This is a genomic window from Cetobacterium sp. ZWU0022 (genome assembly GCF_000800875.1).
Classification (GTDB): domain Bacteria; phylum Fusobacteriota; class Fusobacteriia; order Fusobacteriales; family Fusobacteriaceae; genus Cetobacterium_A.
On the sequence record NZ_JRJZ01000014.1, the window covers coordinates 62,539 to 88,140 of the forward strand.

General features: G+C 30.8%; 21 protein-coding genes and 1 riboswitch. Of the genes, 10 read left to right on the plus strand and 11 right to left on the minus strand.

Features of this window, described 5'->3' with window-relative positions:
- Positions 1 to 17 precede the first annotated feature (17 nt).
- From typA to L988_RS00940, 3 genes are all read right to left on the minus strand, one after another.
- On the minus strand, positions 18 to 1,823 hold the full coding sequence (gene typA / locus L988_RS00930) for a translational GTPase TypA (protein WP_047380619.1): 1,806 nt from the start codon (positions 1,821 to 1,823) through the stop codon (positions 18 to 20).
- A 22-nt stretch (positions 1,824 to 1,845) separates the two neighbouring features.
- Complete coding sequence (gene truB, locus L988_RS00935) at positions 1,846 to 2,703, minus strand: tRNA pseudouridine(55) synthase TruB (RefSeq protein ID WP_047380622.1); 858 nt, start codon at positions 2,701 to 2,703, stop codon at positions 1,846 to 1,848.
- 67 nt (positions 2,704 to 2,770) lie between these two features.
- Positions 2,771 to 4,339, minus strand: coding sequence for a putative glycoside hydrolase (locus tag L988_RS00940; protein WP_156111908.1), 1,569 nt, complete (start codon positions 4,337 to 4,339; stop codon positions 2,771 to 2,773).
- Positions 4,340 to 4,477: 138 nt separating this feature from the next.
- Between L988_RS00940 and L988_RS00945 the strand changes: the two genes are divergently transcribed.
- The 4 genes from L988_RS00945 to L988_RS00960 are packed head-to-tail and all read left to right on the plus strand — an operon-like array spanning position 4,478 to position 8,894.
- Positions 4,478 to 7,255 carry a pitrilysin family protein gene (locus L988_RS00945; RefSeq protein WP_047380624.1) on the plus strand — a complete coding sequence of 926 codons (2,778 nt, stop codon included), beginning with the start codon at positions 4,478 to 4,480 and terminating at the stop codon, positions 7,253 to 7,255.
- Between the two features lies 1 nt (position 7,256).
- Positions 7,257 to 7,586 carry a DUF1904 domain-containing protein gene (locus tag L988_RS00950; protein ID WP_047380625.1) on the plus strand — a complete coding sequence of 110 codons (330 nt, stop codon included), beginning with the start codon at positions 7,257 to 7,259 and terminating at the stop codon, positions 7,584 to 7,586.
- A 5-nt stretch (positions 7,587 to 7,591) separates the two neighbouring features.
- Complete coding sequence (locus tag L988_RS00955; RefSeq protein ID WP_047380626.1) at positions 7,592 to 8,110, plus strand: shikimate kinase; 519 nt, start codon at positions 7,592 to 7,594, stop codon at positions 8,108 to 8,110.
- Positions 8,111 to 8,120: 10 nt separating this feature from the next.
- A complete protein-coding gene (locus L988_RS00960) occupies positions 8,121 to 8,894 on the plus strand; it encodes an SDR family NAD(P)-dependent oxidoreductase (protein ID WP_047380628.1) in 774 nt (257 codons plus the stop codon).
- A 49-nt stretch (positions 8,895 to 8,943) separates the two neighbouring features.
- Here L988_RS00960 and L988_RS00965 read toward each other — a convergent pair whose 3' ends face one another.
- The 5 genes from L988_RS00965 to L988_RS00985 form a co-directional block, all read right to left on the minus strand.
- The gene (locus tag L988_RS00965; RefSeq protein ID WP_052191621.1) at positions 8,944 to 9,705 is read right to left on the minus strand and encodes a formate/nitrite transporter family protein; all 762 of its coding nucleotides are present in this window, start codon (positions 9,703 to 9,705) and stop codon (positions 8,944 to 8,946) included.
- A 143-nt stretch (positions 9,706 to 9,848) separates the two neighbouring features.
- Positions 9,849 to 11,081, minus strand: a complete 1,233-nt coding sequence (brnQ, locus tag L988_RS00970) for a branched-chain amino acid transport system II carrier protein (RefSeq protein WP_047380630.1) — start codon at positions 11,079 to 11,081, stop codon at positions 9,849 to 9,851.
- Positions 11,082 to 11,213: 132 nt separating this feature from the next.
- Positions 11,214 to 12,056, minus strand: a complete 843-nt coding sequence (locus L988_RS00975) for a WYL domain-containing protein (RefSeq protein ID WP_047380632.1) — start codon at positions 12,054 to 12,056, stop codon at positions 11,214 to 11,216.
- Positions 12,057 to 12,132: 76 nt separating this feature from the next.
- A complete protein-coding gene (locus L988_RS00980; protein WP_047380736.1) occupies positions 12,133 to 13,644 on the minus strand; it encodes an AbgT family transporter in 1,512 nt (503 codons plus the stop codon).
- A gap of 112 nt (positions 13,645 to 13,756) precedes the next feature.
- Entirely contained in the window at positions 13,757 to 15,106 is a 1,350-nt protein-coding gene (locus L988_RS00985; RefSeq protein WP_047380634.1) for a sodium:alanine symporter family protein, read from the minus strand.
- 312 nt (positions 15,107 to 15,418) lie between these two features.
- Between L988_RS00985 and brnQ (L988_RS00990) the strand changes: the two genes are divergently transcribed.
- The gene (brnQ, locus tag L988_RS00990; RefSeq protein ID WP_047380636.1) at positions 15,419 to 16,681 is read left to right on the plus strand and encodes a branched-chain amino acid transport system II carrier protein; all 1,263 of its coding nucleotides are present in this window, start codon (positions 15,419 to 15,421) and stop codon (positions 16,679 to 16,681) included.
- 42 nt (positions 16,682 to 16,723) lie between these two features.
- On the opposite strand, the gene L988_RS00995 is transcribed toward brnQ (L988_RS00990), so the two are convergent.
- Entirely contained in the window at positions 16,724 to 18,010 is a 1,287-nt protein-coding gene (locus L988_RS00995) for an NCS2 family permease (RefSeq protein ID WP_047380638.1), read from the minus strand.
- Between the two features lie 94 nt (positions 18,011 to 18,104).
- Positions 18,105 to 18,202: riboswitch (purine riboswitch) on the minus strand.
- 292 nt (positions 18,203 to 18,494) lie between these two features.
- Here L988_RS00995 and L988_RS01000 point away from each other — a divergent pair.
- From L988_RS01000 to L988_RS01015, 4 genes are all read left to right on the plus strand, one after another.
- Complete coding sequence (locus L988_RS01000; protein ID WP_047380640.1) at positions 18,495 to 18,992, plus strand: PTS glucose transporter subunit IIA; 498 nt, start codon at positions 18,495 to 18,497, stop codon at positions 18,990 to 18,992.
- 98 nt (positions 18,993 to 19,090) lie between these two features.
- Complete coding sequence (locus L988_RS01005; protein ID WP_047380642.1) at positions 19,091 to 19,933, plus strand: fumarate hydratase; 843 nt, start codon at positions 19,091 to 19,093, stop codon at positions 19,931 to 19,933.
- Positions 19,930 to 20,472 carry a Fe-S-containing hydro-lyase gene (locus L988_RS01010; RefSeq protein ID WP_047380644.1) on the plus strand — a complete coding sequence of 181 codons (543 nt, stop codon included), beginning with the start codon at positions 19,930 to 19,932 and terminating at the stop codon, positions 20,470 to 20,472. The genes L988_RS01005 and L988_RS01010 overlap by 4 nt, the downstream gene beginning before the upstream one ends.
- A 35-nt stretch (positions 20,473 to 20,507) precedes the next feature.
- A complete protein-coding gene (locus tag L988_RS01015; protein ID WP_047380646.1) occupies positions 20,508 to 21,683 on the plus strand; it encodes an NADP-dependent malic enzyme in 1,176 nt (391 codons plus the stop codon).
- Positions 21,684 to 21,722: 39 nt separating this feature from the next.
- On the opposite strand, the gene L988_RS01020 is transcribed toward L988_RS01015, so the two are convergent.
- Both L988_RS01020 and dapF read right to left on the minus strand, forming a co-directional pair.
- The gene (locus L988_RS01020; protein WP_047380648.1) at positions 21,723 to 23,021 is read right to left on the minus strand and encodes a hemolysin family protein; all 1,299 of its coding nucleotides are present in this window, start codon (positions 23,019 to 23,021) and stop codon (positions 21,723 to 21,725) included.
- On the minus strand, positions 23,012 to 23,842 hold the full coding sequence (gene dapF, locus L988_RS01025; RefSeq protein ID WP_047380649.1) for a diaminopimelate epimerase: 831 nt from the start codon (positions 23,840 to 23,842) through the stop codon (positions 23,012 to 23,014). Before dapF ends, L988_RS01020 begins: the two co-directional genes overlap by 10 nt.
- 159 nt (positions 23,843 to 24,001) lie before the next feature.
- Here dapF and L988_RS01030 point away from each other — a divergent pair, with 159 nt between their 5' ends.
- Complete coding sequence (locus L988_RS01030; RefSeq protein WP_047380650.1) at positions 24,002 to 25,591, plus strand: ClC family H(+)/Cl(-) exchange transporter; 1,590 nt, start codon at positions 24,002 to 24,004, stop codon at positions 25,589 to 25,591.
- The last annotated feature ends 11 nt before the right edge of the window (positions 25,592 to 25,602 follow it).

Here is a 25,602-nt window from a genome sequence, read left to right on the forward strand (position 1 = left end):
TCTTAATTTTTTATGTATTATTTAGAGTTTTTTCTTCTATCGCTTTCTTTTAAGAACTTTTTTCTTATTCTGATGTTTACTGGTGTAATTTCTACTAACTCATCATCAGCAATATAGTCTAAAGCTTGCTCAAGAGTATATTTTCTTGGTGTTGCCATTTTTATAGCATCGTCACTTCCTGAAGCTCTCATATTAGTTAATTTCTTAGCTTTACATACGTTTACTACTAAGTCATTTTCTCTATTGTGCTCTCCTACGATCATTCCTTCGTAAACAGCAACTCCTGGTTCAGTAAATAATACTCCTCTGTCTTGTAATCCACCTAAAGCATAAGCTACAGTAGTTCCTTGCTCTAAAGAGATTAAAACTCCCTTAGGTCTTGTAGGGATTGGCCCTTTGTAAAGTTCGAAATCATAGAATGAATGGTTTAAGATTCCTGTTCCTTTTGTATCTGTTAAGAATTCGTTTCTGAATCCGATTAATCCTCTTGCAGGTACCTTGAACTCTAATCTTGTGTATCCATCAGTTCCTGGAGTCATTGTTATCATTTCTCCTTTTCTGATTCCCATTTTTTCAATTACAACACCTACGAATGCATCGTCAACGTCAACCATTGCTAACTCGATTGGTTCGAATTTTTCTCCGTCGATATCTTTTAATAATACTCTTGGCTTTGAAACTTGAATTTCAAATCCTTCTCTTCTCATGTTTTCTAAAAGTATAGAAAGTTGAAGTTCTCCTCTTCCTTTAACTACGAATGCATCCGCATTTTCTGTAGCTTCTACTCTCATACTTACGTTAGTTTGAAGTTCTTTTTGTAATCTATCCCAGATATTTCTAGAAGTTACAAACTTTCCTTCTTTTCCAGCGAATGGAGAATCATTTACCATAAATGTCATAGCAAGTGTTGGCTCATCTATATCGATTACTGGTAATGCGATTGGCTCATTGAAATCAGCAATTGTTTCTCCGATATCTATATTATCTAATCCTGCTACACAGAAGATATCTCCTGAGAAAGCTTCTTGAATCTCTACTCTTTTTAGACCTTCATATCCATACATTACAGATACTTTTCCTCTAACTTGTTTTCCATCTCTTTTTATTAACATAACCTCTTGGTTTCTTTTTAATGTACCGTTATAAAGTCTTCCAACAGCAAGTTTACCAACATAGTTATCATACTCTATATTAGTTATTAAGAACTGAGTTGGTTTAGCGCTGTCTCCCTCTGGATCTTCAACGTGCTCTAAAATTGTCTCAAATAATGGTTGCATGTTGTCGCTGTTATCTTCTAATTCTTTCTTAGCAAATCCAGCTTTTCCTGAAGCGTAAACAACAGGGAACTCTAATTGTAAATCATTTGCATTTAATTCTATGAATAAATCATAAACCATGTATAAAACCTCTTCAGGTCTTGCGTTTGGTCTATCTACTTTATTAACAACAACTATTGGTCTATGCCCTTGCTCTAAAGCTTTCTTTAAAACATATTTAGTTTGTGGCATTGGTCCTTCAAACGCATCTACTAGTAAAACAACACAGTCAACCATCTTCATGATTCTTTGAACTTCTCCTCCGAAGTCCGCATGTCCTGGAGTATCTACTATGTTAATCTTGTAATCTCCATATCTTACTGAAGCATTCTTAGAGAAAATTGTAATTCCTCTTTCTTTCTCAATATCATTTGAATCCATTACTCTTTCTGCAACTTTTTCAAGTTCGTGAGCTCCGAAAACTCCTGATTGTCTTAATAAACAGTCAACCAGAGTTGTTTTTCCATGGTCAACGTGCGCTATAATCGCAATGTTTTTTATTTTCATAATCTCTTCCTCTCTATTAAAATTAATAATACTTATAACCTTTTAACAAACCGTTTGTAACTTCACCTAAGCCTATAAATTTATTCTTAGAATAAACACTATATTTTCCTTCATTTATTCTTTTTTTACATCTTTGTCCATTTACAAAAAGTTTTAAATCATTCTCATCTTCAATATCTGTTCTTGGGAATTTAAAATAATCCTCTACAGAAATTAAAAATGAAAAATTATTCTCTGCAACCATTTCCTCTATTTTCTCTAAAGTAAACGATCTATCTAAATCCTCTTTTCCAACTCTAGTTCTTCTTAATCCTGTCATTGTAGCAAAAGTACCTAGCTTTTCTCCTAAATCATAGATTAAACTTCTTATGTAAGTCCCTTTTGAAACTGTACAATTAATTTTAGCTTTGATTCCATCAAAAGATATTGTTTCTAAGTTTGTTATACTAACATCTCTAGCTTTTCTTTCGATTTCTACTCCCTCTCTAGCTAATTCATAAAGTTTTTTTCCATCAACTTTTATTGCTGAATACATCGGTGGTATTTGTTTTATATCACCCTTAAATGTTTCTAAAGTCGCTTTAAAAGTTTCATCAGATATATTGAAATTTTCTACTCTATCTAAAGTTTTTCCTTCTATATCATAAGTGTCCGTTTTAAAACCAAGTTCTAAATCTGCAACATATTCCTTTTCATATCCTTCTATATCTTGAGCTAATTTCGTAGCTCTTCCAACACAAATCACTAGAATTCCTGTTGCCAACGGATCTAAAGTTCCTGTATGTCCAATTCTTCTCTCTTTTAAATTCCTTCTCAAAACCCTTATGACATCAAAAGAAGTTATACCGATAGGTTTATCTATAACTATTATTCCTTCCAATTTTTTCTCCTTCAATTTAGTCAAATGACATTATATCATACACTATACTTTTTTTAAACATTTATTTTTAATTCGCTGTAATCTTGTAATTATTGCTAGGACTCCACAATAGATACTCTGTCACACCTAAATCATTCATCGCTTTTATCTGTTCTCTTATCTCTTTCTCATTATAAGGAATATACCCTTTTACCCATTTAGCTGTAAAAGCTTGAATCCAAGGTCTCACAGTTGCTGGCGAAGCAATATTTTCACTTCTATTTATCGAATCTCTAACAGAATGATATATAGTTTTATATGGTTGCGCATCTGGAACAGGAATTCCATACGCTCCATTTCCATAATGACTTGGATACATCATAGGCGATATATAGTCTACAACTTGACTTACTGTTTCCCAATGTTGACCTAATCCCATATCATCACTAAATGTTCCAACCTGACCATATACATCTGCACTTGTATAAACTCCTAATGCATTGATTCTTTGTCTAGCGTACTTTAAATATTTTTGAATTGTTTCAGGTTTAGATTCATTTTTAGTGTTTCTATAGTTTAATTTCGCATCTAGTTTTCCACCATTTGATGCAGGGAATCTTACATAATCAAATTGAATTTCATTAAATCCTGCTTTAGCTGCCTCCTCTGCAACAGCCAAATTATATTCCCATAAATTTCTATCATGAGGTGAAACCCAAATTATCCCATCACTGTTTGTATAAGGTTTACCTGTATCTCTTGAAATAATCACTTTATCAGAATTAGATTTAGCATATGTAGGATCTTTAAAAGACACTATTCTTGCGATAGCATAGATATTATTCTCTTTTAATTTTTTCATAAATAACTCTATATTTTTTATAGGATAATTCTTTGTAGCTTGCACCCCAAACTTCTTAGGTGCTTCCATCTCAAACGATAAAACCCCATTATCATCTTTTACATCTATTACAAAGGCATTAATTTCAGTTGTTTTAGCAAGCTCTATTAATCTCTCCATTTTCTTTGTACTTCCTATAGTATAGATGTTTAAATAAATCCCTTTTACATTTACTCTTGGATTATTAGCAAAATTATTCATAGGATAACTTGTGTTAAAATCTATATTTTTCCAATTAGCCGGCAAAGTTTCATTAAGAGTCTTAGCCAACTCCACTTTTCCAATCCAACCAATCTTATCTTTCAAATCTTTTCTATAAGATATTTTTAGAACACTTTTTTTCAAGTCGCCCTCTCCTATAGTTTTCTCTTCTAAAACTTCAACTTTCGTACTCTTTCTTAATGTATCAACTCTCTCCTTTTGATTTTCATCTTTAAATACAAAAATTGATTGATTCTTTATAAAATTAAATTTTTTAGGCTGATTTTCTATTTTTTCTTCTTTTTTCTCTTCGAAAATTACCTCTTTCGTCTCCTCTTCTTTTTTAACCTCGATTAACTCTTTTTTTTTAAGTTCTAAAGGAGTATTATCTTTATTCAAAGATAATACATCAACCTTTATTTCATCACTTACCATCTCTACTTTTTTAGGTTCGTCATTAAATACAAATCTTTTTACTCCACAAGAGATTGTAAAGATAAAAATCACCAGTAATATTAGAAATCTGAAAAATTTCCTTTTGTCTTTTATTCTCACGCCAGCCTCCACTAATAATATTTACTTTATATATTTTATCAATTTTATATAAAAAAATCTACTAAATAATCCTTTTAATAAAAGATATAAAATGTTACTATTTATCTATATCATAACGAACTTACCGAGGAGGATTTTATGAATAAACGAATATCATTTACCATCTTATTTTTTTTATTTTTACAAATTTTTTCTTTTTCAAATTCTATTCACAAACTAGTTCCTTCTGAGAATCTCATCTCTGGAAAACTAGATAATGGTTTAGAATACTATATTCTTAAAAATACAAAACCTGAAAATAGAGCTTCTTTAAATCTAGTTGTTAAAGCTGGATCACTTCTAGAAGATGATAATCAACAAGGCTTAGCTCATTTCTTAGAACATATGGCCTTTAATGGAACTACTAAATATCAAAAAAACGAACTTATCCAGTATTTACAATCTCTTGGTCTTAGTTTTGGTGGAGATTTAAATGCCTATACAAGTTTTTCTGAAACGGTTTATAAGCTTCAAGTTCCTACTTCTGAAAAAGATTTATCTATTGGATTTGATGTGTTAAAAGAATGGTCTTCTGAAATAACATTAGATCCTAAAGATGTTGAGAACGAAAAAAAGATTATTATCGAAGAATGGAGGCTTCGTCAGGGTATTTCACAAAGAGTTGGAGATTTACAGAAAAAAATCTTATACGGAAACTCATGCTATTCAAAAAGATTTCCTATTGGCTTTCCCAAAACAATTAATGATGCTACCCCTGAAGTTTTAAGAGATTATTACACTAAATGGTATCAACCTCAAAATATGGCTGTAGTTGCTGTAGGAGATTTTGATGTTGCTGTAGTAAAAAAACTTATACTAGACAACTTCTCTTCATTGAAAAATAAAACTTCCCCTGAAAAAAAGGAGTTTGATATAGCATTATCCAAAGAGGACTCAGTTACAATATTTACAGATCCCGAATTAACTACAACTAATCTTAATATTATGTGGAAAGAAAATATAGAGCCTGTAAATAGTGAGGAAGCATTTAAAAAAGGTCTTGAAAAAATATTATTTAACTCAATCTTAAATACTAGATTTTCTATTTTATCCAAAAATAAAAATTCTCCTTTTGTTTATTCGTCAATCTACAATTTTTCTTTAAATGATAAAACAGGATTGTATGCAGTCTCTAGTTTAATCAGAGAGGATAGTGTAAACGAAACTGTATCAGTTATTATTAACAACCTTAAAGATATTTCTATCAATGGAATCTCATCTAAGGAATTAGAGAATGAAAAAATTAATTTAATCAATAATTTAAAAACACTAACAAATAATAAAGAAAGTATTAAGAATGATACATACATATCTTCTATTGTGGATTACATACTAAACAATAATACTTTTTTAAGTCCTGATGAAGAGTATAATCTAACTTCAAAACTTATTAAAGAGATTTCTGTTGAGAGTTTAAAAAACTTGAGTTTTAATATTCTATCTTTAAATTATGATGTCTTAATTACATCTAGAGAAAACATGAAAGACACTCTACCCAAAGAGAATGATTTAAAAAAATATATTGATACCCTACTTATCCAAAATACTTCTAATATAAAATCATTAGATTTTAATATTGAAATACCCGAGATAAAAAATGAACCTGGAAAAACTGAAATAATCAAAAAAAATAAAGACTACACACAACTAAAACTTTCTAATGGGATTGAAGTATTTTTTAAAGAGACTAGTTTTGATAAAGATAAAATAAACATCAATCTAATCAAACTTCAAGGAAGCTCTAGCTTAGATTATTCAGAATACATAAATACGCTTTTCATTCCTGAAATTCTATCAAATTCTGGTGTTGGAAATATCGGATACGATTCTTTAGAAATATATTTCAAGGGAAAAAACTTTAGTGTTGATAGTTATATAAATGATTACACTCAAGGATTTAAAATAGTATCTAATAAATCGGATTTAAATGAAGCTTTAAAATATTTCAGAACTTTAATTAACAAACCGAAATTTGATGATAATATTATCGAAACGACTTTAAAAACGAATAGAGAACTGATTAAAAATCGTGATTTTTCTCCTAGATCTACTTTTAGAAAAACTTATCTTGAAACTTTAAATTCTAATCATCCTAGAAGAACACCTCTAGAAATAAATGATCTTGAATTTATAACAAAAGAGAATCTAGAAAAAACTTACTTAGATCTTTTTAGTAGTTTTAAAGATTATAAATTAGTTATTACTGGTTCAATTGACGAAAATCAAGTTATCAGTATTTTAAACAACTACTTTGCAAATCTTCCTACAGAAAATATTTTATCTAATTTAAAACCATTAGATGTAAAATATCCCCAAGAATCGCTAAAGAAAACTATCGTTCAGGGTATCGATAAAAAAGCAACTGTTGTTTTAACATTTCCATATAAAAGTACATTTAATATAGAAAATAGAAGTTTATACAATGGATTATCAAGCTTGTTGAATATCTTACTTATCGAAAATGTTCGTGAAAAAATAGGTGGAGTTTACTCTATATCTTCTTCAACAAACTTGGAGAAGCTAAATTTTGGAGAAAACTATCTACAGATAATGTTTAGTACAGATACTAAAAGAGTTGAAGAGGTTATTTCTAAAACTAAAAGTGTTATTGAAAACATACAAAAGGGAGAGTTTCCACAAAATAAGATTTTGGATATTCAAAAAAATTATGAACTCACTTTTGAAACAGCATTAAAAACTAATAATTTTTGGAACAACTACCTTGAGAAAAAAATTTTAATATCAGACTATGAATTTTATACTCCTATGAGGTATAATAAAATTGTAAACTATAACTCTATTGTTAATTTTTCTAATAGAGCACTTAATATAAATAACTGTGTAGAAGTTATTCTTCTACCAGAAAAGGAGGACTAAAATGCCACACTTAAAATTTAGAGGTATTGACAAGAAAATTTTAATCGAAAATAGCAAAGAATTAATCGATGGTTTAACTAATATTATCAAATGTGACAGAACTTGGTTCACAATTGAGCATACTGAAACTGAGTACATCTTTGATGGAGCTATCGTTCCTGGATATATATTTGTTGATGTTGCTTGGTTTGATAGAGGACAAGAAACAAAAGATTTAGTTGCTAACTTTATTACTAAATTTTGTAAAAAACTAACTAATGATAATGATACTACTGTTATCTTCTATCCCCTTGAAGGTTCTGATTATTATGATAACGGAGAGCATTTCTAAGTTTTATGAAAGCTAATATTGCTCTCATAGGCTTTATGGGTAGCGGAAAAACTACAATTGGAAGAATTCTTGCTAAAAGTCTAGATATGAAGTTTATAGATATCGATCGTTGTATATCTATCAGAGAAAAGAAAACTATCTCTGAAATATTTGAAGAATATGGTGAAAAATACTTTAGAGATCTTGAAAGAAAAATTATCGAAGAGGAGTCAAGAGATAATAATATTATTATTTCAACTGGGGGAGGCGCTATCGTTGATAATGTGAATATCAAAAACTTAAAGACAACATCTTTTGTTGTTTATTTAGATTGTGATATAAATACAATTTACGAGAGAGTTAAACGAAGTAAGACTAGACCTCTTCTAAATAACTCTGAAGATATTTTTAAAACCATTGAAGAGCTTTACGAAAAAAGAAAAACACTTTATAAAATCTCTTCTGATTTTTCAATTAAAATAGATTTAAACACAAATATTTATGATAGTGTTGAAAAAATAAAAAATGCTTATATTTTAAGCTAAGGGGGTTTCTATGAACAAATTATATGGTAAAACGGTTTTCATTACAGGTGCTACAAAAGGAATCGGAAGAAGTTGTGCTCTTGCATATGCTGAAAAAGGTGCTAATCTAATTTTAACAGCGAGAAGCTCTGACCTTCTTGATTCATTAAAAGAAGAGCTTATTAGAAAATATGGAATTAGAGTTTATACTTTAGTTATGGATGTAACTAAAAGCTCAGATATCGAAGAACAAGTAAACTCTCTTCCAGAATCTTTTAGAAAGATTGATATTTTAATCAATAATGCCGGATTAGCTTTAGGTTTAGATAAAGTTTATCTTGCATCACCTACAGATATCGACACTGTTATCGATACTAATATAAAAGGAATGCTTTATGTAACTAGTACTATTGTTCCTTTAATGTTAAAAAATGATAGTGGACATATCGTTAACATCGGATCTATCGCTGGAGATTGCGCTTATGCTGGTGGGGCTATCTACTGTGCAACGAAAGCTGCTGTAAAAACATTCTCTGACGGTCTTAGAATCGACCTTGTTGACACTAATATCAGAGTTACAAATATCAAACCTGGCTTAGTTGAAACTGAATTTAGCAAAGTAAGATTTAAAGGTGATAGTGAAAAAGCGAAAAATACTTATAAGGGTATTGATGCTTTAACTCCAGATGACGTAGCAGATGTTGTTATCTATGCCACTGGTTTACCTGAAAATGTTCAGTTAACAGAAATTGCAATGACACCAAACCATCAAGCTGATGGAAGAACTGTTCATAGAAACAAATAGTAATTTAAAAGAGGAGTACGCTTAGAATTAAGCGACTCCTCTTTTTTTATTAATCGTTCATATATAACTTTTTATAGATTAAAGGTAAGAATAAAGCTCCCGATAAGAAGTTTCCTATTGTTACCGCCAAGAAATGAATTCCCATCTCAGTTGGAGAATAAACTGATGACATTAAAATCTTTCCCATACTTATATAATACATATTTGCAACAACGTGCTGGAACCCTCCTAAAATGAACAACATAATTGGGAACCAAATTGCTAAAATTTTTCCTGCTAAATCTTTTGCTGCTAATGCAAACCATACCGCTATAGCAACTAAAACATTACATAAAAAGCCGCTAGCTAAAGCTTCTACGAAAGTTAAATGCACTTTATGTTCTGCAACTCCAACTACATATTTCGCAAATTCAGGAGATGAATAATTTCCTGCTAAATAAGACACATAAGCTATAAATATTGATCCTAAAAAGTTCCCTATCCAAACTGCACTTAAATTTCTCACATATGTTGTCTTTTCTACTTTACCCTTTGTAAATGCTAATAATCCTAAACAATCTCCAGTAAATAGTGATCCCCCAACCAAAACAACTAACATCAATCCTGTTGGGAAAACTGCAGCACCAATAAACTTCCCTGCCCCTCCACCTACAGTAAAGTTAGCAATTAAATTTCCTAATGCTGAAAGAGCTATATATACACCTCCCATAAATCCTAGTAAAACTGTTTTTGTAAATGTGTAATGCCCTTTGTTTTCTCCTAAAAGAAGAACTTGTTCTGTTGTTTCTTTGTTTGTTAAATAAACCTTCACTTTTTTCCTCCTGATTTCTTTTCGTACAGTTTCGAATTATACACCCTTTCCCCTTTTTTTTCAAGTGAATATTTAAAAAAAACTCAATCAAATTTGATTGAGTTCATTTTTAATATATTAAGTATATACAAACAACTTTTTTATTATTTTTTTGTTATTTTTGCCAAAACAAAGGCTACTATTCCCGGTACTATCCAAGGAAAACCTAAATCTGCAAGTGGAATAATTGATAAATCTATCTTTAATACCTCTAGTGTACTAACTATCAAAGTAACTAAAGCTGTAAAAATATAACAATTTTTATTTTCAACACCAAAAACGTTTAAAACAATTAAAACAATTGTCAATGGATATAATATTACTAATACAGGAATAGCTAAGTTAATTATATAATCTAATCCCGCTACTGCTAAAACTGCTGAAAATACACAAGTTATAATCGCAACATTTTTATAAGAAATTCCCATTAACTTTGAGAACCAATCACTAACTAAAGCTGTCAATCCAACAGATGTTGTCAAACATGCTGCCGCAACGCATATTCCAAATGCCAATTTACCCGAACTACCAAGTGTTAATTCTGCTATAGTCAAAGCTATTTGAGCTGTTGATAAATTTTTCATAAAACTAATTTGAGACCCCAAGTATATCAAACTAAAATATATTACTCCTAGTCCTATTGCTGCTATTACTCCTGCTCCCGTTAAGAACGATTTTTGTTCTTTAGAATCTTTTATTCCTTTCGTTTCTAAACCTTTAATTATTACAACTCCAAATAAAACTGAAGCTAAAGCATCCATTGTTTGATAACCATTTATAAATCCATATGCAAATTGACTTCCTTTTACAGTTGTTGGAATTGCTTCTCCAATTGGATTCAAAATACCAAATATAGTTATAAGAACTAATATAACTAAAATAATTGGTGTTAAAAATTTTCCTAGAATATCTGTTACCTTAGATTCATTCATTACTAAAAATAATGTAATCGTAAAAAACAGTACTGAACACGCTATCGCCATCAATTTAGGATTTGCTCCCCCTATTAATGGTAGAACTCCCATTTCAAATGTTGTCGATCCGGTTCTAGGGATTGCAAATAATGGCCCTATAACTAAAATAAGTGTTGTTAAATAAGCCTTGTTAAATTTTTGTGATACTTTACTTGCAAACTCATCCAATGTTCCACCTTTTGTAAAGGCTAATATTCCCAATAGTGGCAATCCTACTCCAGTTACAAAAAAACCTATTCCAGCTGAAATCCAACTTTGCCCAACTGCAACCCCTAACGAAGGGGGAAATAATAAATTTCCTGCTCCAAAAAACATTGAAAATAATGCCAACCCTAAAACAACAATCTCTTTTCTCTTATTCATACGTCCTCCCCATATAAAATTTATTAAAAAAGCAATCTTGAATATTAAGATTGCTTTTTATTTTAATAATTATTTTTAATTTTTGTTAATAATAACACTTTTTTTTCGTTATTTCAAGTGTTTATACAATTCTTATTCATATATCTTATATGCTTCTAAAAAAGATTTCTTCAATTCATCCTTTAATTTTTGAGGTTCTATTATTCGTACTTCTTTCAAAAAAGATGCAAAATAAAATTTCGCATTTTCCAAAGTCATTTCAAAGAAATATATATCCTCTTCTTTTTTTATCAACTTCGGTTTATAGTTTGTAAAACTTTTTAGCATACTCTCACCTCGTGGAGTAAATCTTGCTTTTATTATTAACCTCTCACCTAAAAATGGATCAAAGTTTTTTCTCATATTTTCAATATACTTTTTATCTCTAACTTGAATCTTTTCATTTAAAGTTCCTAAAATAATAGCATCCTTTAATTTTATACTTCTATATATTTTATTTTCATCATCATATGCAAATATAAAGTTTTCGTCTCCTTGATCCTCTCTTTTTATAAAATATGGTGATATTGTAAAACTCTCTTCCATGTATAAGATTCTCATTTTAACCTTATTTTTTATTGCTTCTAAAACAGCTTTATAGGTTTCTTGAAATATAAAAATTTCTCTCTGATATTTAAATTGAGATGAATAAACTTCAAATAATTCTCTAAAAAATTCAGCTTCAACATCTACATCATTTGCTTTCAATATATCATAATATATCCCTTTGTTTGCAACATTCAAATCAAATTGTATAACTTTTTTCAAAGGTCTTCCTTGAGGTTCAATAAATCTATCAAGATCAAACTTTTTAGAATATTTAAATTTATCTAAAATAAAATTACAAAGTTTATTGTTGTTTATCCCGAACTCTTCTGAATCTTTTTTTAAAAGTCTCCAAATATCTTCCGAAACTGTAACCCTAATCTTCTTCATCATCTATCTCCCATATTTTTCTTTGTATTATTATATATTAATTTTTTAAAAAAATCTATGAGAATATCCTGTCACATTAAAAACCTTTTAATAAAATATCTATTTCTGGACCTATAGGAAATCCACTTAACATCCATATCGCTAAGAATATAGACCACCCAATCATGAATACAATAGAGTATGGTAGCATTATAGATATTAAAGTTCCAATCGATGATTTCTTATCATATTTTTGCATAAATACAATTATCATAGCAAAATATGACATTAAAGGAGAGATTATATTCGTAGTCGAATCTCCTATTCTATATGCTAATTGAGTAAATTCAGGTGAATATCCTATTCTCATTAACATCGGTACAAATACTGGAGCTAAAATAGCCCATTTAGCTAACGCCGACCCCATAAATAGATTCAAGAATCCTACAATCATTATAAATCCTATAATTAATGGGATTCCTCCTATTCCTGTTGTTTCTAAGAAGTCTGCACCTTTTACAGCTAGTATCGTTCCTAAATTTGTATATCCAAAATATGCTATAAACTGAGCTGCAAAGAATACCAAAACTATATATCCTGCCATACCTTCCATAGACTTTGTCAACATCCCCATCACATCATTATCATTTTTTATTGTTCCAATAGATTTACCATACGCTAATCCTGGAATTGCAAAGAATAAAACAATTGCAGGAACTAATCCACTCAATAAGAAATTTTTACCTAAAGCAAAATATACTGGAATTAATATTATAATTACTACTATTGTGGCTATTCCGGCAATTCTTAAAGCATTTTTCTCCTCTTGAGTTATCTGTTCTAATTCTATTTTTTCTTCTCCAAGATATTTTCCTAATCTTGGTTCAACAATTTTAGAGTTTACTAAAGTTCCTAAAATAGTAATTACAAATGTTGAGGCAATCATAAAATACCAATTTGCAGATGGTGAAACAACATAATTTGGATCTAGAATCTTAGCAGCTTCAGTTGAAATTCCTCCTAAAAGTGGATCTAAAGCTCCTATTAACAAGTTAGCTGAAAACCCTCCTGAAACTCCTGCAAACGCAGCTGCTAAACCCGCTATAGGATGTCTTCCAAACGATAAGAATATCAATGCAGCTAAAGGTGGTAATACTACATAACCTGCATCTGCCGCTACATTCGACATTATTCCTAAAAATATAACCATCATAGTCACCATTTTTTTAGGTGTTGATAATGCTACCTTTCTTAAAATAGTTGCAATTAAGCCCGATCTTTCAGCTATTCCTATACCTATCATAGCCACTAGTACTGTTCCTAGCGGAGCAAAATCTGTAAAGTTTTTTACCATAGAATTAAATATATAGTTTATACCCTCTTTTGTCATTAGAGAATTAGTATAAATTGTCATCTCTTCTGTCTTTAAACTTCTTCCGTTTATTCCTACAAAACTCACTGACCAGCCTAAAGCTCCACCTATCCCTGATATTAAAATAACAACTAAAGCTAGTATTGCAAATAAAGTTCCTGGATTAGGTAAAGCATTCCCACCTTTTTCTATTATATTTAAAAAACTATCCACTAAGCCTTTTTTCTTTTTTTGTATCTCAGTCTGCATTTTTCCTCCCGTTTGTAATTTTTTATGTATAAACCTATTTAATTAAAAAATGCATACTCATTTTTTTAATTACTCAATAGTGTTTCTGTTAAAATGTTTTTTAGATATTTATTTTTCTTTTATCTTTTATTTTCGCTTCATATCTTTCTAAGTGTGATACCGCTTCTCCTATTAGTGGTGATATTGCTACTAGATTTAAAACTGTCATCAATCCTAATCCGAAGTCTGCTAGAGACCACACAAAGAAATTCTGTTCTACGGCTCCTATATAAACCATTGCTATCACAACAACTTGATACATTAAATTTACATTCGGATTTTCACTTATAAAATGAAGCGCATTTCTTCCGTAAAAAGTAACTCCTAATATTGTACTAAACGAGAAGAAGAATAGAATAACCACAGTAAATGGTGCTCCAATCCAACCAATATGACTTTTTAAAGCTTCTTGGAATAAAACCATTCCTCCTAATCCCTCAACAGCAACTCCATCTGCTAGTAATATAACAAAAGCTGTCGCACTACAAATTACTAACGTATCTACAAAAACACTTAACGATTGAACCATTCCTTGCTTAACTGGCTCATCGACATCTGCTAGTGCTGCTGCATAATTTCCATTTCCACTTCCTGCTTCATTTGAAAATAATCCTCTTCTAACCCCTTGCATTATAACTCCACCTAATGCTCCACCAGCAAATTGATTCACTCCAAAAGCAGCAGAGAATATTTTTGTGAATACAGCTGGAATTCCCGTTATATTTGTAATTAGTATGTATAATACCACTGCTAAATATGTAACTGCCATTGCTGGGACTATTTTATTTAAAGCTGCTACTATCTTATCTTTTTTACCTTTTCCAAAAATTGTCAGCGCCACTAAGCTCGATAAAATTATACCGACTATCATCGGTTTTATTTTATATGCTCCTACTATAGATTCTGTAACTGAGTTTGACATAACTTGGATAACCCCTACATAACACAGTAAAGAAGCTATTGCATAAGCCACTCCTAGCCACTTCTTTTTAAGTCTATTTTTTATTATCCACGGTGTTCCACCTCTATAACTTCCATCTTCAGATTTTTCACGATAAATAACCGCTAAAATCGATTCTATAAATGATGTCGATGCTCCTAATAGTGCCACAACCCACATCCAAAATAATGCTCCTGGCCCACCTATAGAGATAGCTGCCACAACTCCTGCTATATTACCTGCTCCAACTCTACAAGCCGTTCCCAAATAAAAAGCTTCTAGTGAACTCATTCCTTCTCCATCTGTATTTTCACCTTTTAAAGTTTTAACTATTTCACCAAATAATCTAACTTGCATGAATTTTGTTTTATAACTCGCATATAACGCCATCCCTATTAACATAACTACCAAAATATTTTTTTCCCATAGAATTGTATTAACAACATCTATTATTTGCTTTACCCATTGCATTTTTGCCTCCTTGATTGCTTATTTTTTAAGTATATTTCTTATCTATAATCCTAGCATTTATTATTTTTATTTAGTAGATAACAATTTTTTTATTTTTTTGTTCGTATTTTAAAACTATAAAAGCTTGATTTTATTGATGTTTCTCTTTTTAGTTGACGTTTTTTCTGTTCTATGTACTATTTTTTAAGTACACTTATGCTTTATTTTAAATATTTAAACTTGCTTTTTTTTCATTTTTTTGATACAATTTTGCTAATTATTTAAACACACACATTTTTTTAATACTATAATACTTAAATTTTGGAGGTTATAATGAACAAAAAGAAAGAGATATTAATTTTAGGGTTCGCCCTGTTCTCTATGTTTTTCGGTGCTGGAAACTTACTATTCCCACCTTCTGTTGGAGTTGCTGTTGGTCAAGATTGGTTTCAAGCTGGTTTAGGATTTTTCCTTACAGGAATTGGTTTACCATTATTAGGAATTTTAGCTTTTACCAAAGTTGGGAGTCTTGAAGAGTTTGCAAATAAAGTTTCAACTAAATTTAATACTGTTTATTCTACTGTATTGATATTAGTTATTGGTCCTCTATTCGCTATTCCAAGAACTGGCTCTACAACATTTGAAATGGGAGTTCTTCCTTTATTTCCAAATGCTAATCCAACTATTATTGCAATCATCACTTCAATAATATTTTTTGGTATTACTCTATTCTTAGTTTTAAATGAATCTAGCATAACTGATATTCTTGGAAAATTTCTTACTCCAGTTATTTTATTTATTCTATTTTTAATAACTATACTTGGTATTACTGGCAATCTAGGAACACCTGTCGAATCCACTATTTCAACTAATCCTCTTTCTTATGGATTTATAAGTGGTTATCAGACTATGGATGCTCTCGCTTCTGTTTTATTCGGAGTGATTATTATCAGTGGACTTGAAGGAAAAGGTATAAAAGATAAAAATGAACAAAAAATGTTTTTAAGTAATGCTGGTTTTATAGCTGCTATAGGATTAGGTTTTATTTATTTAAGTTTAATATATTTAGGTGCACAGATTAGTAGTATCAAGGGATTAACTACTGCGCAAACAACACTGACTCTTGCTCAGCTTACTTTAGGAGATGTTGGAAAAATCGCTTTTGGAATTTGCGTTGCTGCTGCATGTCTTACTACTTCTGTTGGATTAGTTGCTCTCGCTAGTGATTGGTTCTCAAAATTAACTAAAATTTCATATAAAAAAATAGCTATAGGTATGTGTATTTTCTCTACCATACTCTCTGTTGCTGGATTGGACTACATTATTAGTTTATCTGTTCCTGTTCTAGTTATACTATATCCTGTAACTATCGTGCTTATTTTATTAAATATTTTAGGAGTTAAAAATCACTTTACGTTCAAAGCTGTCGTAACTGTAACGCTTATTATCAGTATTGCAGAAACTTTTAAAATTGATTTAAACTTCATTCCTTTAGCTAAAGCTGGATTCCCATGGATTATGCCATCTTTAATAACTTTCTTTGGAAGTATGATTTTTAAAAACGAGCAAAATATTAATTTAGAAAATAGAGCTTAAATAGAAAAGGAGTTTATCACTCAAGATAAACTCCTTTTTTTATTATTTAAACATTAATTCTACAACTGAGAAGAATCCAATTATCCACATAATTGGTTTTATATTTGTAACTTTTCCACTAAATACTGAAACTACTATGTAAGATATAAATCCAAATGATATTCCAATTGAAATACTATAAGTCAACGGCATCATTATTATTATTAAGAAACATGGAATTGCTACTTCTATATTATGGAAATCAATATCTAATAGATTTTTAAACATATATACTCCAACTAATATAAGCGCTGGTGCTGTTGCAAATGCAGGTACTACCCCAATGATTGGTGAGAAGAATAATGATACCGCAAACAATATCGCTGTTGTTAGTGCTGTAAGACCTGTTCTTCCTCCTACCGCTATTCCAGATGCAGATTCTACGAACGTTGTTGTCGTTGATGTTCCTAAAAGTGATCCAATTACTGTTGCTATCGCATCAGCTTCTAATATTTTGCTTACATTCTTTATTTTACCCTTTTCATCTATCATTTCTGCTTCGTGAGCACAAGCCATTATTGTTCCTAAAGAATCAAATAAATCAACAAACATGAATGAGAATATCGATCCTAAGAATATCGGTTTTATTGCTCCTAAAACATCTAACTTTAAAGCTATTGGTGCTGGACTCGGTGGCATTGAAATTATTTGAGAAGGTAGTTCTACCGCTCCAAATATTATTCCTAGAACTGTTGTTGTAACAATTCCTATTAATATTCCACCTTTTACTTTTTTCATCTCTAATAATCCCATGATTGCAAATCCAACCAATCCTAAAACTACATTTAAATTAAATTTTCCTAAGGCTACAATTGTTGCTGGATTACTTACTATAAGTCCCATTCCTTGCATTCCTAAAAACGCTATAAACAACCCTATTCCTGCACCAACAGCTAATCTTAACTCTGCTGGTATTGCATCAATTATTTTCTCTCTTAATCCTGAGAATGTTAATGCTAAGAATATAACCCCAGATATAAATACCACTCCTAGAGCTTGCTCCCAAGTCGCTCCGTTTCCTAAAACCAATGTAAAAGTAAAGAATGCATTTAATCCCATTCCTGGTGCCATTGCTAATGGAGCGTTAACCCAAAAAGCTGTTATCGCAGTTCCTATTGCTGATGCTAAACATGTTACAGTTATTAAAGCTCCTTTATCCATTCCAGTCATCGATAAGATTGACGGATTAACAAATATAATATACGCCATTGTTAAAAATGTTGTAACCCCTGCTATTATCTCCTGTCTTACTGTTGTTCCGTGTTCCTTTAATTGAAACAATCTTTCCATGTTTCCCTCCTAAATTTTATTTTAAATATTTTTATTATTATTTACTCTGAAAATAAAAAAAACCTGTGTAAACAGGTCAAAAAAACTTAAATAAAAAATCTAAGTTTTGACCCATAGAAAGCTATTTAAGGTAGCTCGTAGAAACTCTTCGCCGTATTCGAAGTATATATGGTTCAAAATATAACTTTACTTCAATATTAAAGTTTTATTTTAAATTTGTCAAGTTTTATTTAATTTCCATTCACTCTTTTAAGTAAACGACTATTAATGTAATTAATCAACACATAAGTTTTTTTTATTGTTCAAAAAAATATAAATAATTTTCTAGGAAAATATTTAATACTTATGATATAATTTATTTATAGTACATAGAGTTTTCTTTTATTCTTTGTATGCTTTTCTTTAAAAATATTATTGATTTAATGAACTAAATGTGAAATAATACTACATATGTTTCGCATTTAATTTGAAAGGAGATTTGACTATGGGATTATTTGATTTCTTTAAAAAGAAAAAAGAGGATGAGTGGTTCAATATTTACTCACCATTAAACGGAAAAGTTATTCCTTTAAGCGAAATACCAGATGACGCTTTCTCTCAAAAAATGATTGGAGACGGATGTGGAATCGACCCTACTGAGGGAGCTATATGCTCACCTGTAGCTGGTGAAATTGATATTTTCGCTACTAACCACGCAGTTAGTTTTGAAGTTTCTAACGGACTTGAGTTAATTGTTCACTTTGGTATTGACACAGTAAAATTAAACGGAGAAGGATTCACTAGAGTCGCTGAACCTGGATCAACTGTAGAGGTTAAAGATGAACTTATTAAATACGATTTAGCTTATATTAAAGAAAATGCTAAATCAACTAAAACTCCTGTTATTATCGCTAACATGGACCAAGTTGAAGCATTAGAAGTTGTTGCTTCTGGGGATGTTAAAATAGGAGACCTTTTAATGAGAGTTAAAATCAAAAAGTAATTTTTTTAAGAAGGTACCTCTTTGTTGTTTTTAATAAAGATGGTGCCTTTCTTTAATTTTATAGACAAAAAGCATACACAGAAATTAAGGAGGAAAAAATGAAGGTACTAGATTTAGATTTAGTTACTAATGAGGTGGCTAGACTTTGTATTGAAGCCAACTACTTCATTGGAAATGACGTTCTAAACAAGATTAAAGAATGTCAAACTACAGAAACAAGTGAATTAGGTAAGGTGATTTTAAGCCAAATCATCGAGAATGATGAGATTGCTGCTAAGGATAATGTTCCTATGTGTCAGGATACTGGTCTCGTTGTTGTATTTTTAGAAATTGGAACAGAAGTAAAAATTAATGGGGATATCTACTCTGCTGTAAACGCTGGAGTTGCTAAAGGATATAAAGATGGATATTTAAGAAAATCTGTTATAAAACATCCTCTTGACAGAATAAATACTCAGGATAATACTCCTGCAGTTATTCACACTAAGCTTATCCCTGGTTCAGATAAAGTTAAAATAGTAGTTGCCCCTAAAGGTGGAGGCTCTGAAAATATGAGTACCTTAAAAATGTTCAAGCCAGCTGATGGAGTTGAAGGTATTAAAAAATTCGTAGTAGATAGTATCAAAAATGCTGGTGGAAATCCTTGTCCCCCTATCATTGTTGGTGTTGGAATCGGTGGAAACTTTGAAAGATGTGCTGAACTAGCTAAAGAAGCACTTTTAAGAGAGATTGACGATATTAATCCTGATCCAATTGCTGGCGCTTTAGAAGCAGAACTTTTAGAATTAATTAACAATACAAATGTTGGCCCTCAAGGTCTTGGTGGAAAAACTACAGCATTAGCTGTCAAAGTTGAAACTCAAGCTTGCCACTTCGCTTCTTTACCTGTTGCTGTTAATTTGAACTGTCATGCCGCTAGACACAAGGAGGTTACATTATGATTAAACTAACTACTCCACTAAGAGATGAAGATATTATAAAATTAAAATCTGGTGATGCCGTTTCTATTACAGGAACTATATATACTGCTAGAGATGCTGCACATGCTAGACTAGTTAAACTTCTAGAAGAAGGTAAAGAGTTACCTTTCGATGTGAAAGGTCAAATAATATATTATGCTGGTCCTACTCCAGCAAAACCTGGTCAACCAATTGGAAGCTGTGGACCTACTACTAGTTATAGAATGGATTCTTACTCTCCTGAAATTTTAGACCAAGGTCTTAAAGGAATGATTGGAAAAGGTGCTAGAGACCAAAAAGTTAGAGATTCCATTGTTAAAAATAGTGCTATCTATTTTGCTGCAGTTGGTGGTGCTGCTGCTCTTATAGCTAAATCTGTTAAAAGCAGTGAAATTATCGCTTATGAAGATTTAGGTGCCGAAGCTATTAGAAAACTTGAGGTTGTTGATTTCCCCGCTATTGTTATAAACGATACGGAAGGAAATGATTTATACGAAATTGCTAGAAATAGCTCAAAATAAATAATAAAATAAATTTAATTAAAGGGGTAATTTTTATGTCTACAGTTTTTGAAAAATCTTTAGAATTACATGAAGCTCACTTAGGAAAAATCGAAGTGATTTCAAAGGTGGCTGTCACAAATAAAGAGGAGTTAAGTCTTGCTTATTCTCCAGGAGTTGCAGCACCTTGTATGGCAATTAAAGAAGATGTAGAGAATGTTTATAAATACACATCAAAAGGAAATATGGTTGCTGTTGTAACTGATGGTTCTGCTGTTTTAGGTTTAGGAAATATCGGTCCTGAGGCTGCGCTTCCTGTTATGGAGGGAAAAGCTATTCTCTTTAAACAATTCGCTGGAGTAGATGCTTTCCCAATATGTTTAGATACTCAAGATACAGAGGAGATTATAAAGGCAGTTAAACTTATAGCTCCTGGATTTGGTGGAATAAATCTTGAAGATATCTCTGCTCCTAGATGTGTAGAGATTGAAACTAGACTTAAAGAGGAACTAAATATCCCTGTTTTCCACGATGATCAACATGGAACTGCAATTGTTGTTGTTGCTGCTCTTATCAACTCTTTCAAGTTAGTTAACAAATCATTTGAAACTGCTAAATTTGTTGTTAGTGGTGCTGGAGCTGCTGGAAGTTCTATTATCAAGCTTCTTATCAAAATGGGTGCCAAAGATATCGTTGTTAATGATATTGATGGTATAATAACTAGAGATAATAAAGCTCAATACAACTTCTTAAAATCAGAAATTGCTGATATTACAAATCCTAATAACATCAAAGGAAGTTTAAAGGAAGCAGTTGAGGGTAGAGATGTATTTATTGGAGTTTCTGCGGCTAATATTCTTTCAATTGAGATGGTTAAAACTATGAACAAAGATTCTATAGTTTTTGCTATGGCTAATCCAAATCCTGAAATCATGCCCGAAGATGCAATTGCTGGAGGTGCTAGAATAGTTGGTACAGGAAGATCTGATTATCCTAATCAAGTTAATAACGTTTTAGCTTTCCCTGGAATCTTCAGAGGAGCTTTAGATGCTAAAGCTAAAAAAATAACAGAAGAGATGAAGATTGCTGCTGCTGTTGGAATTGCTAAGCTTGTTTCTGAAGAGGAACTAACTTCTGAATATGTTATTCCTAATGCTTTTGACCCTAGAGTTGCTACAGTTGTAGCTGATGAGGTTAAAAGAATAGCTAAAGAACAAAATATAACTAGATAATAAAAAAAGTGGCCTTAAAATTTAAGGTCACTTTTTTTATTATTCATCAATACTTTCTTTTAATTCTTTATCTTCTTTTATTACTAACAACTGATCTATTTTAAAATTATCTACATCTACAACTTCAAAACTATATCCATTATATTCTATATGTGCTCCCTTTTTAGGGATACTTTTTAGCATATACATCATAAATCCTGCTATAGTTTCATAACTATCCTCTTCTGGGAATGATTCTATCTCTAAAACTTTTTTAACATCTTCTATTGCCGTAACACCATCTATCAACCAAGAACCATCGCCTCTTTTTATTATATACTCCTCTTGCATCGGATATACAACATCTCCCATCAAAGTAGATACAACATCATTTAAAGTTATCACTCCAACAACATGAGCATACTCATTTAAAATCACCGCGAAATCTTCTCTAGCTTCATTAAATCTATCTAACATTTCAGATAAAGTTAAAGTATTTGGTATAATCAAAATATTTCTATTTGTAATCTCTTTTATATTTTGAAGGCCACTTGATTCTCCTTTTAAAATTCTTGGAAGAATATCTTTTGATCCAACATAACCATAAATAGAATCGATATCACTCTCACAAACCAAAAACTTTGAATGAGGATACTCTGCAATCTTTTGCTTTATACTTTCTTCTGTCTCTTCTAATGTAAAATAAACTATCTCATCTCTTGTTGTCATTGCTGATGACACCCATCTTTGCTCTAACTCAAAAACGTTCTCTATCAAGTGATGTTCTTTTGTATGAACAACTCCTGCTTCCGCTCCAGCATCTACTAGTGCAAATATATCATCATGAGTTATCAATTCATCTCTTGAAATAGGTGTATCAAAAATTTTAAATACCATATTTGCGACTCCATTAAAAACCCATACAATAGGTGTTAATAATTTTATTGTTAAACTCATTGGATTCACCAAAGTTACCGCTATCTTTTCAGGATAAACCATCGCTAATCTTTTAGGAATCAAATCTGCAAATTCAACAAATGCACCTGTTACAAAAGCAAATGATATTAAAAATGCAACTGTTGGATTTGAAATATATTTATTTAAAATAGGTGATAAAATACCATCTCCTATTATCCCGGCTAATATCGCTACAATATTTAACCCTATTTGAACTGTAGTAAAAAAATTCCCCGGATTACTTTGTAAATCTATTACTTTTTTCGCATTAAAATTTCCCTCATCAACTAGAAGTTGCAACTTTATTTTTCTAGCTCCTGCTAATGATATCTCTGCCATTGAGAAAAAGGCACTTATTAAAATCAAAAATATTATAAATACAATTTTTTCTGCTATTCCCATTCTATCTCTCCTTTAAATGTGGTCTCTGCTGCTCCTGTCATAAAGATATCTTCTCCATCTATCTTAATTTTTAACACTCCACCCTCTGTTTCTACCATAACCTCTTCATCTACCAAATCTAACAAATTGGCTATATACGCTCCTGAACAAGAACCCGTTCCACACGCTAGTGTTCTTCCAGCACCTCTCTCCCACGTTTTTATTTTTAATCTTTTTTTATCTAAAATCTCTATGAAGTTTACATTAATTCTCTTTGGAAATACTTTATGTTTTTCCATCTCTTCTCCAACTTTATTTACATCAACTCTCTCTAAATTATCTTTTATTATAACTGCATGTGGAACTCCTATCAGCACTGCTGAGTATTCAAACTCTTCTCCACCTACACTAATTATCTCTCTTAATATATTTTTAGAATTTGAATCAACAGGAATCTCTTTTGGAGTCATTCTTGCTTTTCCCATGTAAATAGTAACCTCTTTGACAATATCTTTTTCTATTTTTAAATATGATGTTTTTACTCCATCACCCGTTTCTATTTTTATCTCATCAGTATCTACAAGTTTCTCTTCATATACAAATTTCGAAAAACATCTAATTCCATTTCCACACATTTCACCTTTTGACCCATCTGAATTATAGTACACCATTTTTATATCTGCAATTTCACTCTTCTCTGCTACCATTAATCCATCGCCACCAATACCATAACGTCTATCACAAAGCTTTTTAGCTATTTTTGAATAGTCTTCATAAGTATTTCTTATCCCATCTAATAGTATAAAATCATTGCCTGCACCTTGCATTTTTTTAAATCTCATAATCAATCACCTCATTAAATTTAAACTATTCTCTTACACTATATTCTACCCTATCCTTTCATATAACGCAAGCTTTCCCTTTTGTTTGATTCTACTTTACTTTTTATATCTTTTATGTTACTATTCCCGAGTAATATAACACATTCTCAAGGAGATTTTATGATTGAAAAAAGAAATATTCAAAATCATGTTGAACTTCTCCAAAAAGGAAATAAGGGATTGTATGGTCTTTCAATACTAGTCGGTATTACAACTGGAATAACTGTTTCAGTTTATAGATATGGACTATCTTTTGCAGAACATCTTAGAAGTCAATATCTTAATAAAGAACTGTTAACCAATCCAATAAAACTTATTTTTATTTGGGGTATTTTTATCGCAATAGGACTTTTCGTAGATTACATATCTAGAAAATTTCCTACAACTGGAGGAAGTGGTATTCCTCAAGTGAAAGCTCTAATTTTAAGAAAATTAGATTATCTATTTTGGTTTAAAGAACTGCTTGTAAAATTCTTTGGAGGTTTATTAGGAATTGGAGCTGGTTTATCTCTTGGTAGAGAAGGACCTTCTGTACAATTAGGATCATATATCGGATATGGTGTCACTAAAATTTTCAAAAGAGATTATACTGATGAAAAATACTTAGTGACTGCGGGATCAAGTGCTGGATTGGCCGGAGCTTTTGGAGCTCCATTATCAGGAGTTATTTTTAGTATGGAAGAACTTCATCGTTTCTTCTCATCTAAACTAATCATTTGTACTTTCTTAGCTAGTATCTGTTCAAACTTTATGGCTAGAAGAATTTTTGATATGAATCCATCTTTTGATTTATATACTAAATATCCTACAAATATAAATCCATATCTTCAATTTTTATTTTTTATAATTTTTGGAGTTATCCTTGCGTTTTGTGGAAAGTTTTTTACTTTTTCATTAATTAAAACTCAAGATATTTTTAAAGGAGTAAAATTATCTCGAGCTTTTAAAATATCATTTGTAATGACATTATCATTTATAATATGTTTTATTATGCCTGATATAACAGGTGGTGGACATCATTTAGTTGAAGAACTACCACATTTAAATCAAACAATCATATTTTTAATATTTGTTCTATTAGCTAAACTTTTTTTCACAACAATATCATACGCTACTGGTTTCCAAGGTGGAATTTTTTTACCAATGCTTGTTTTAGGGGCTATTTTAGGAAAAATATACGCTCTTATACTTATTAGTAACTTTGGTGTTGGAAATGACTTTATTGTCCATTATATGATTTTAGGTATGGCTGGTTTCTTTGTTGCTGTAGTTAGAGCACCCATAACCGGAACAATTTTGATTCTAGAAATGACTGGAAGCTTTGATCATCTCTTAGCTATTGCTACTATATCTATCGTAGCCTATTATATAACTGATATTTTAAAACTTGAACCTATATATGAGATTCTTTATGATAGAATGCCTAAGAAAAAGCTAAACGATGATCTTGAAGAGGACCGTCACGAACATCTAGATAAAACACTTATCTGTATTCCAGTTTCTGCTGATTCAGATTTTGAAAACAAATTGATAAAAGATATCAACTGGCCAAAACATACTCTAGTCGTTGCTATTAGAAGAGCTGAAGTTGAGTATATACCTAAAGGAAGTTCTCAAATTTTAGCAGGGGATGTTCTTGTTTTACTACTACCTAGTAAACAAGCAGATAAATTAAATGAAGACCTATTCAAAATGGGAACATCTCATTAATTTTTTTAGGA

Bases quoted from the DNA above. Each gene is read 5' to 3' on its own strand.
- brnQ (WP_047380636.1), top strand. From the start codon at position 15,419: ATGAACAAAAAGAAAGAGATATTAATTTTAGGGTTCGCCCTGTTCTCT.
- L988_RS00960 (WP_047380628.1), top strand. From the start codon at position 8,121: ATGAACAAATTATATGGTAAAACGGTTTTCATTACAGGTGCTACAAAA.
- L988_RS01020 (WP_047380648.1), bottom strand. From the start codon at position 23,021: ATGGGAATAGCAGAAAAAATTGTATTTATAATATTTTTGATTTTAATA.
- L988_RS01010 (WP_047380644.1), top strand. From the start codon at position 19,930: ATGATTAAACTAACTACTCCACTAAGAGATGAAGATATTATAAAATTA.
- L988_RS00955 (WP_047380626.1), top strand. From the start codon at position 7,592: ATGAAAGCTAATATTGCTCTCATAGGCTTTATGGGTAGCGGAAAAACT.
- L988_RS00945 (WP_047380624.1), top strand. From the start codon at position 4,478: ATGAATAAACGAATATCATTTACCATCTTATTTTTTTTATTTTTACAA.
- brnQ (WP_047380630.1), bottom strand. From the start codon at position 11,081: ATGAATAAGAGAAAAGAGATTGTTGTTTTAGGGTTGGCATTATTTTCA.
- L988_RS00985 (WP_047380634.1), bottom strand. From the start codon at position 15,106: ATGCAATGGGTAAAGCAAATAATAGATGTTGTTAATACAATTCTATGG.
- L988_RS00995 (WP_047380638.1), bottom strand. From the start codon at position 18,010: ATGGAAAGATTGTTTCAATTAAAGGAACACGGAACAACAGTAAGACAG.
- L988_RS01015 (WP_047380646.1), top strand. From the start codon at position 20,508: ATGTCTACAGTTTTTGAAAAATCTTTAGAATTACATGAAGCTCACTTA.
- L988_RS00950 (WP_047380625.1), top strand. From the start codon at position 7,257: ATGCCACACTTAAAATTTAGAGGTATTGACAAGAAAATTTTAATCGAA.
- L988_RS01005 (WP_047380642.1), top strand. From the start codon at position 19,091: ATGAAGGTACTAGATTTAGATTTAGTTACTAATGAGGTGGCTAGACTT.
- L988_RS01000 (WP_047380640.1), top strand. From the start codon at position 18,495: ATGGGATTATTTGATTTCTTTAAAAAGAAAAAAGAGGATGAGTGGTTC.
- L988_RS00975 (WP_047380632.1), bottom strand. From the start codon at position 12,056: ATGAAGAAGATTAGGGTTACAGTTTCGGAAGATATTTGGAGACTTTTA.
- L988_RS01030 (WP_047380650.1), top strand. From the start codon at position 24,002: ATGATTGAAAAAAGAAATATTCAAAATCATGTTGAACTTCTCCAAAAA.
- typA (WP_047380619.1), bottom strand. From the start codon at position 1,823: ATGAAAATAAAAAACATTGCGATTATAGCGCACGTTGACCATGGAAAA.
- dapF (WP_047380649.1), bottom strand. From the start codon at position 23,842: ATGAGATTTAAAAAAATGCAAGGTGCAGGCAATGATTTTATACTATTA.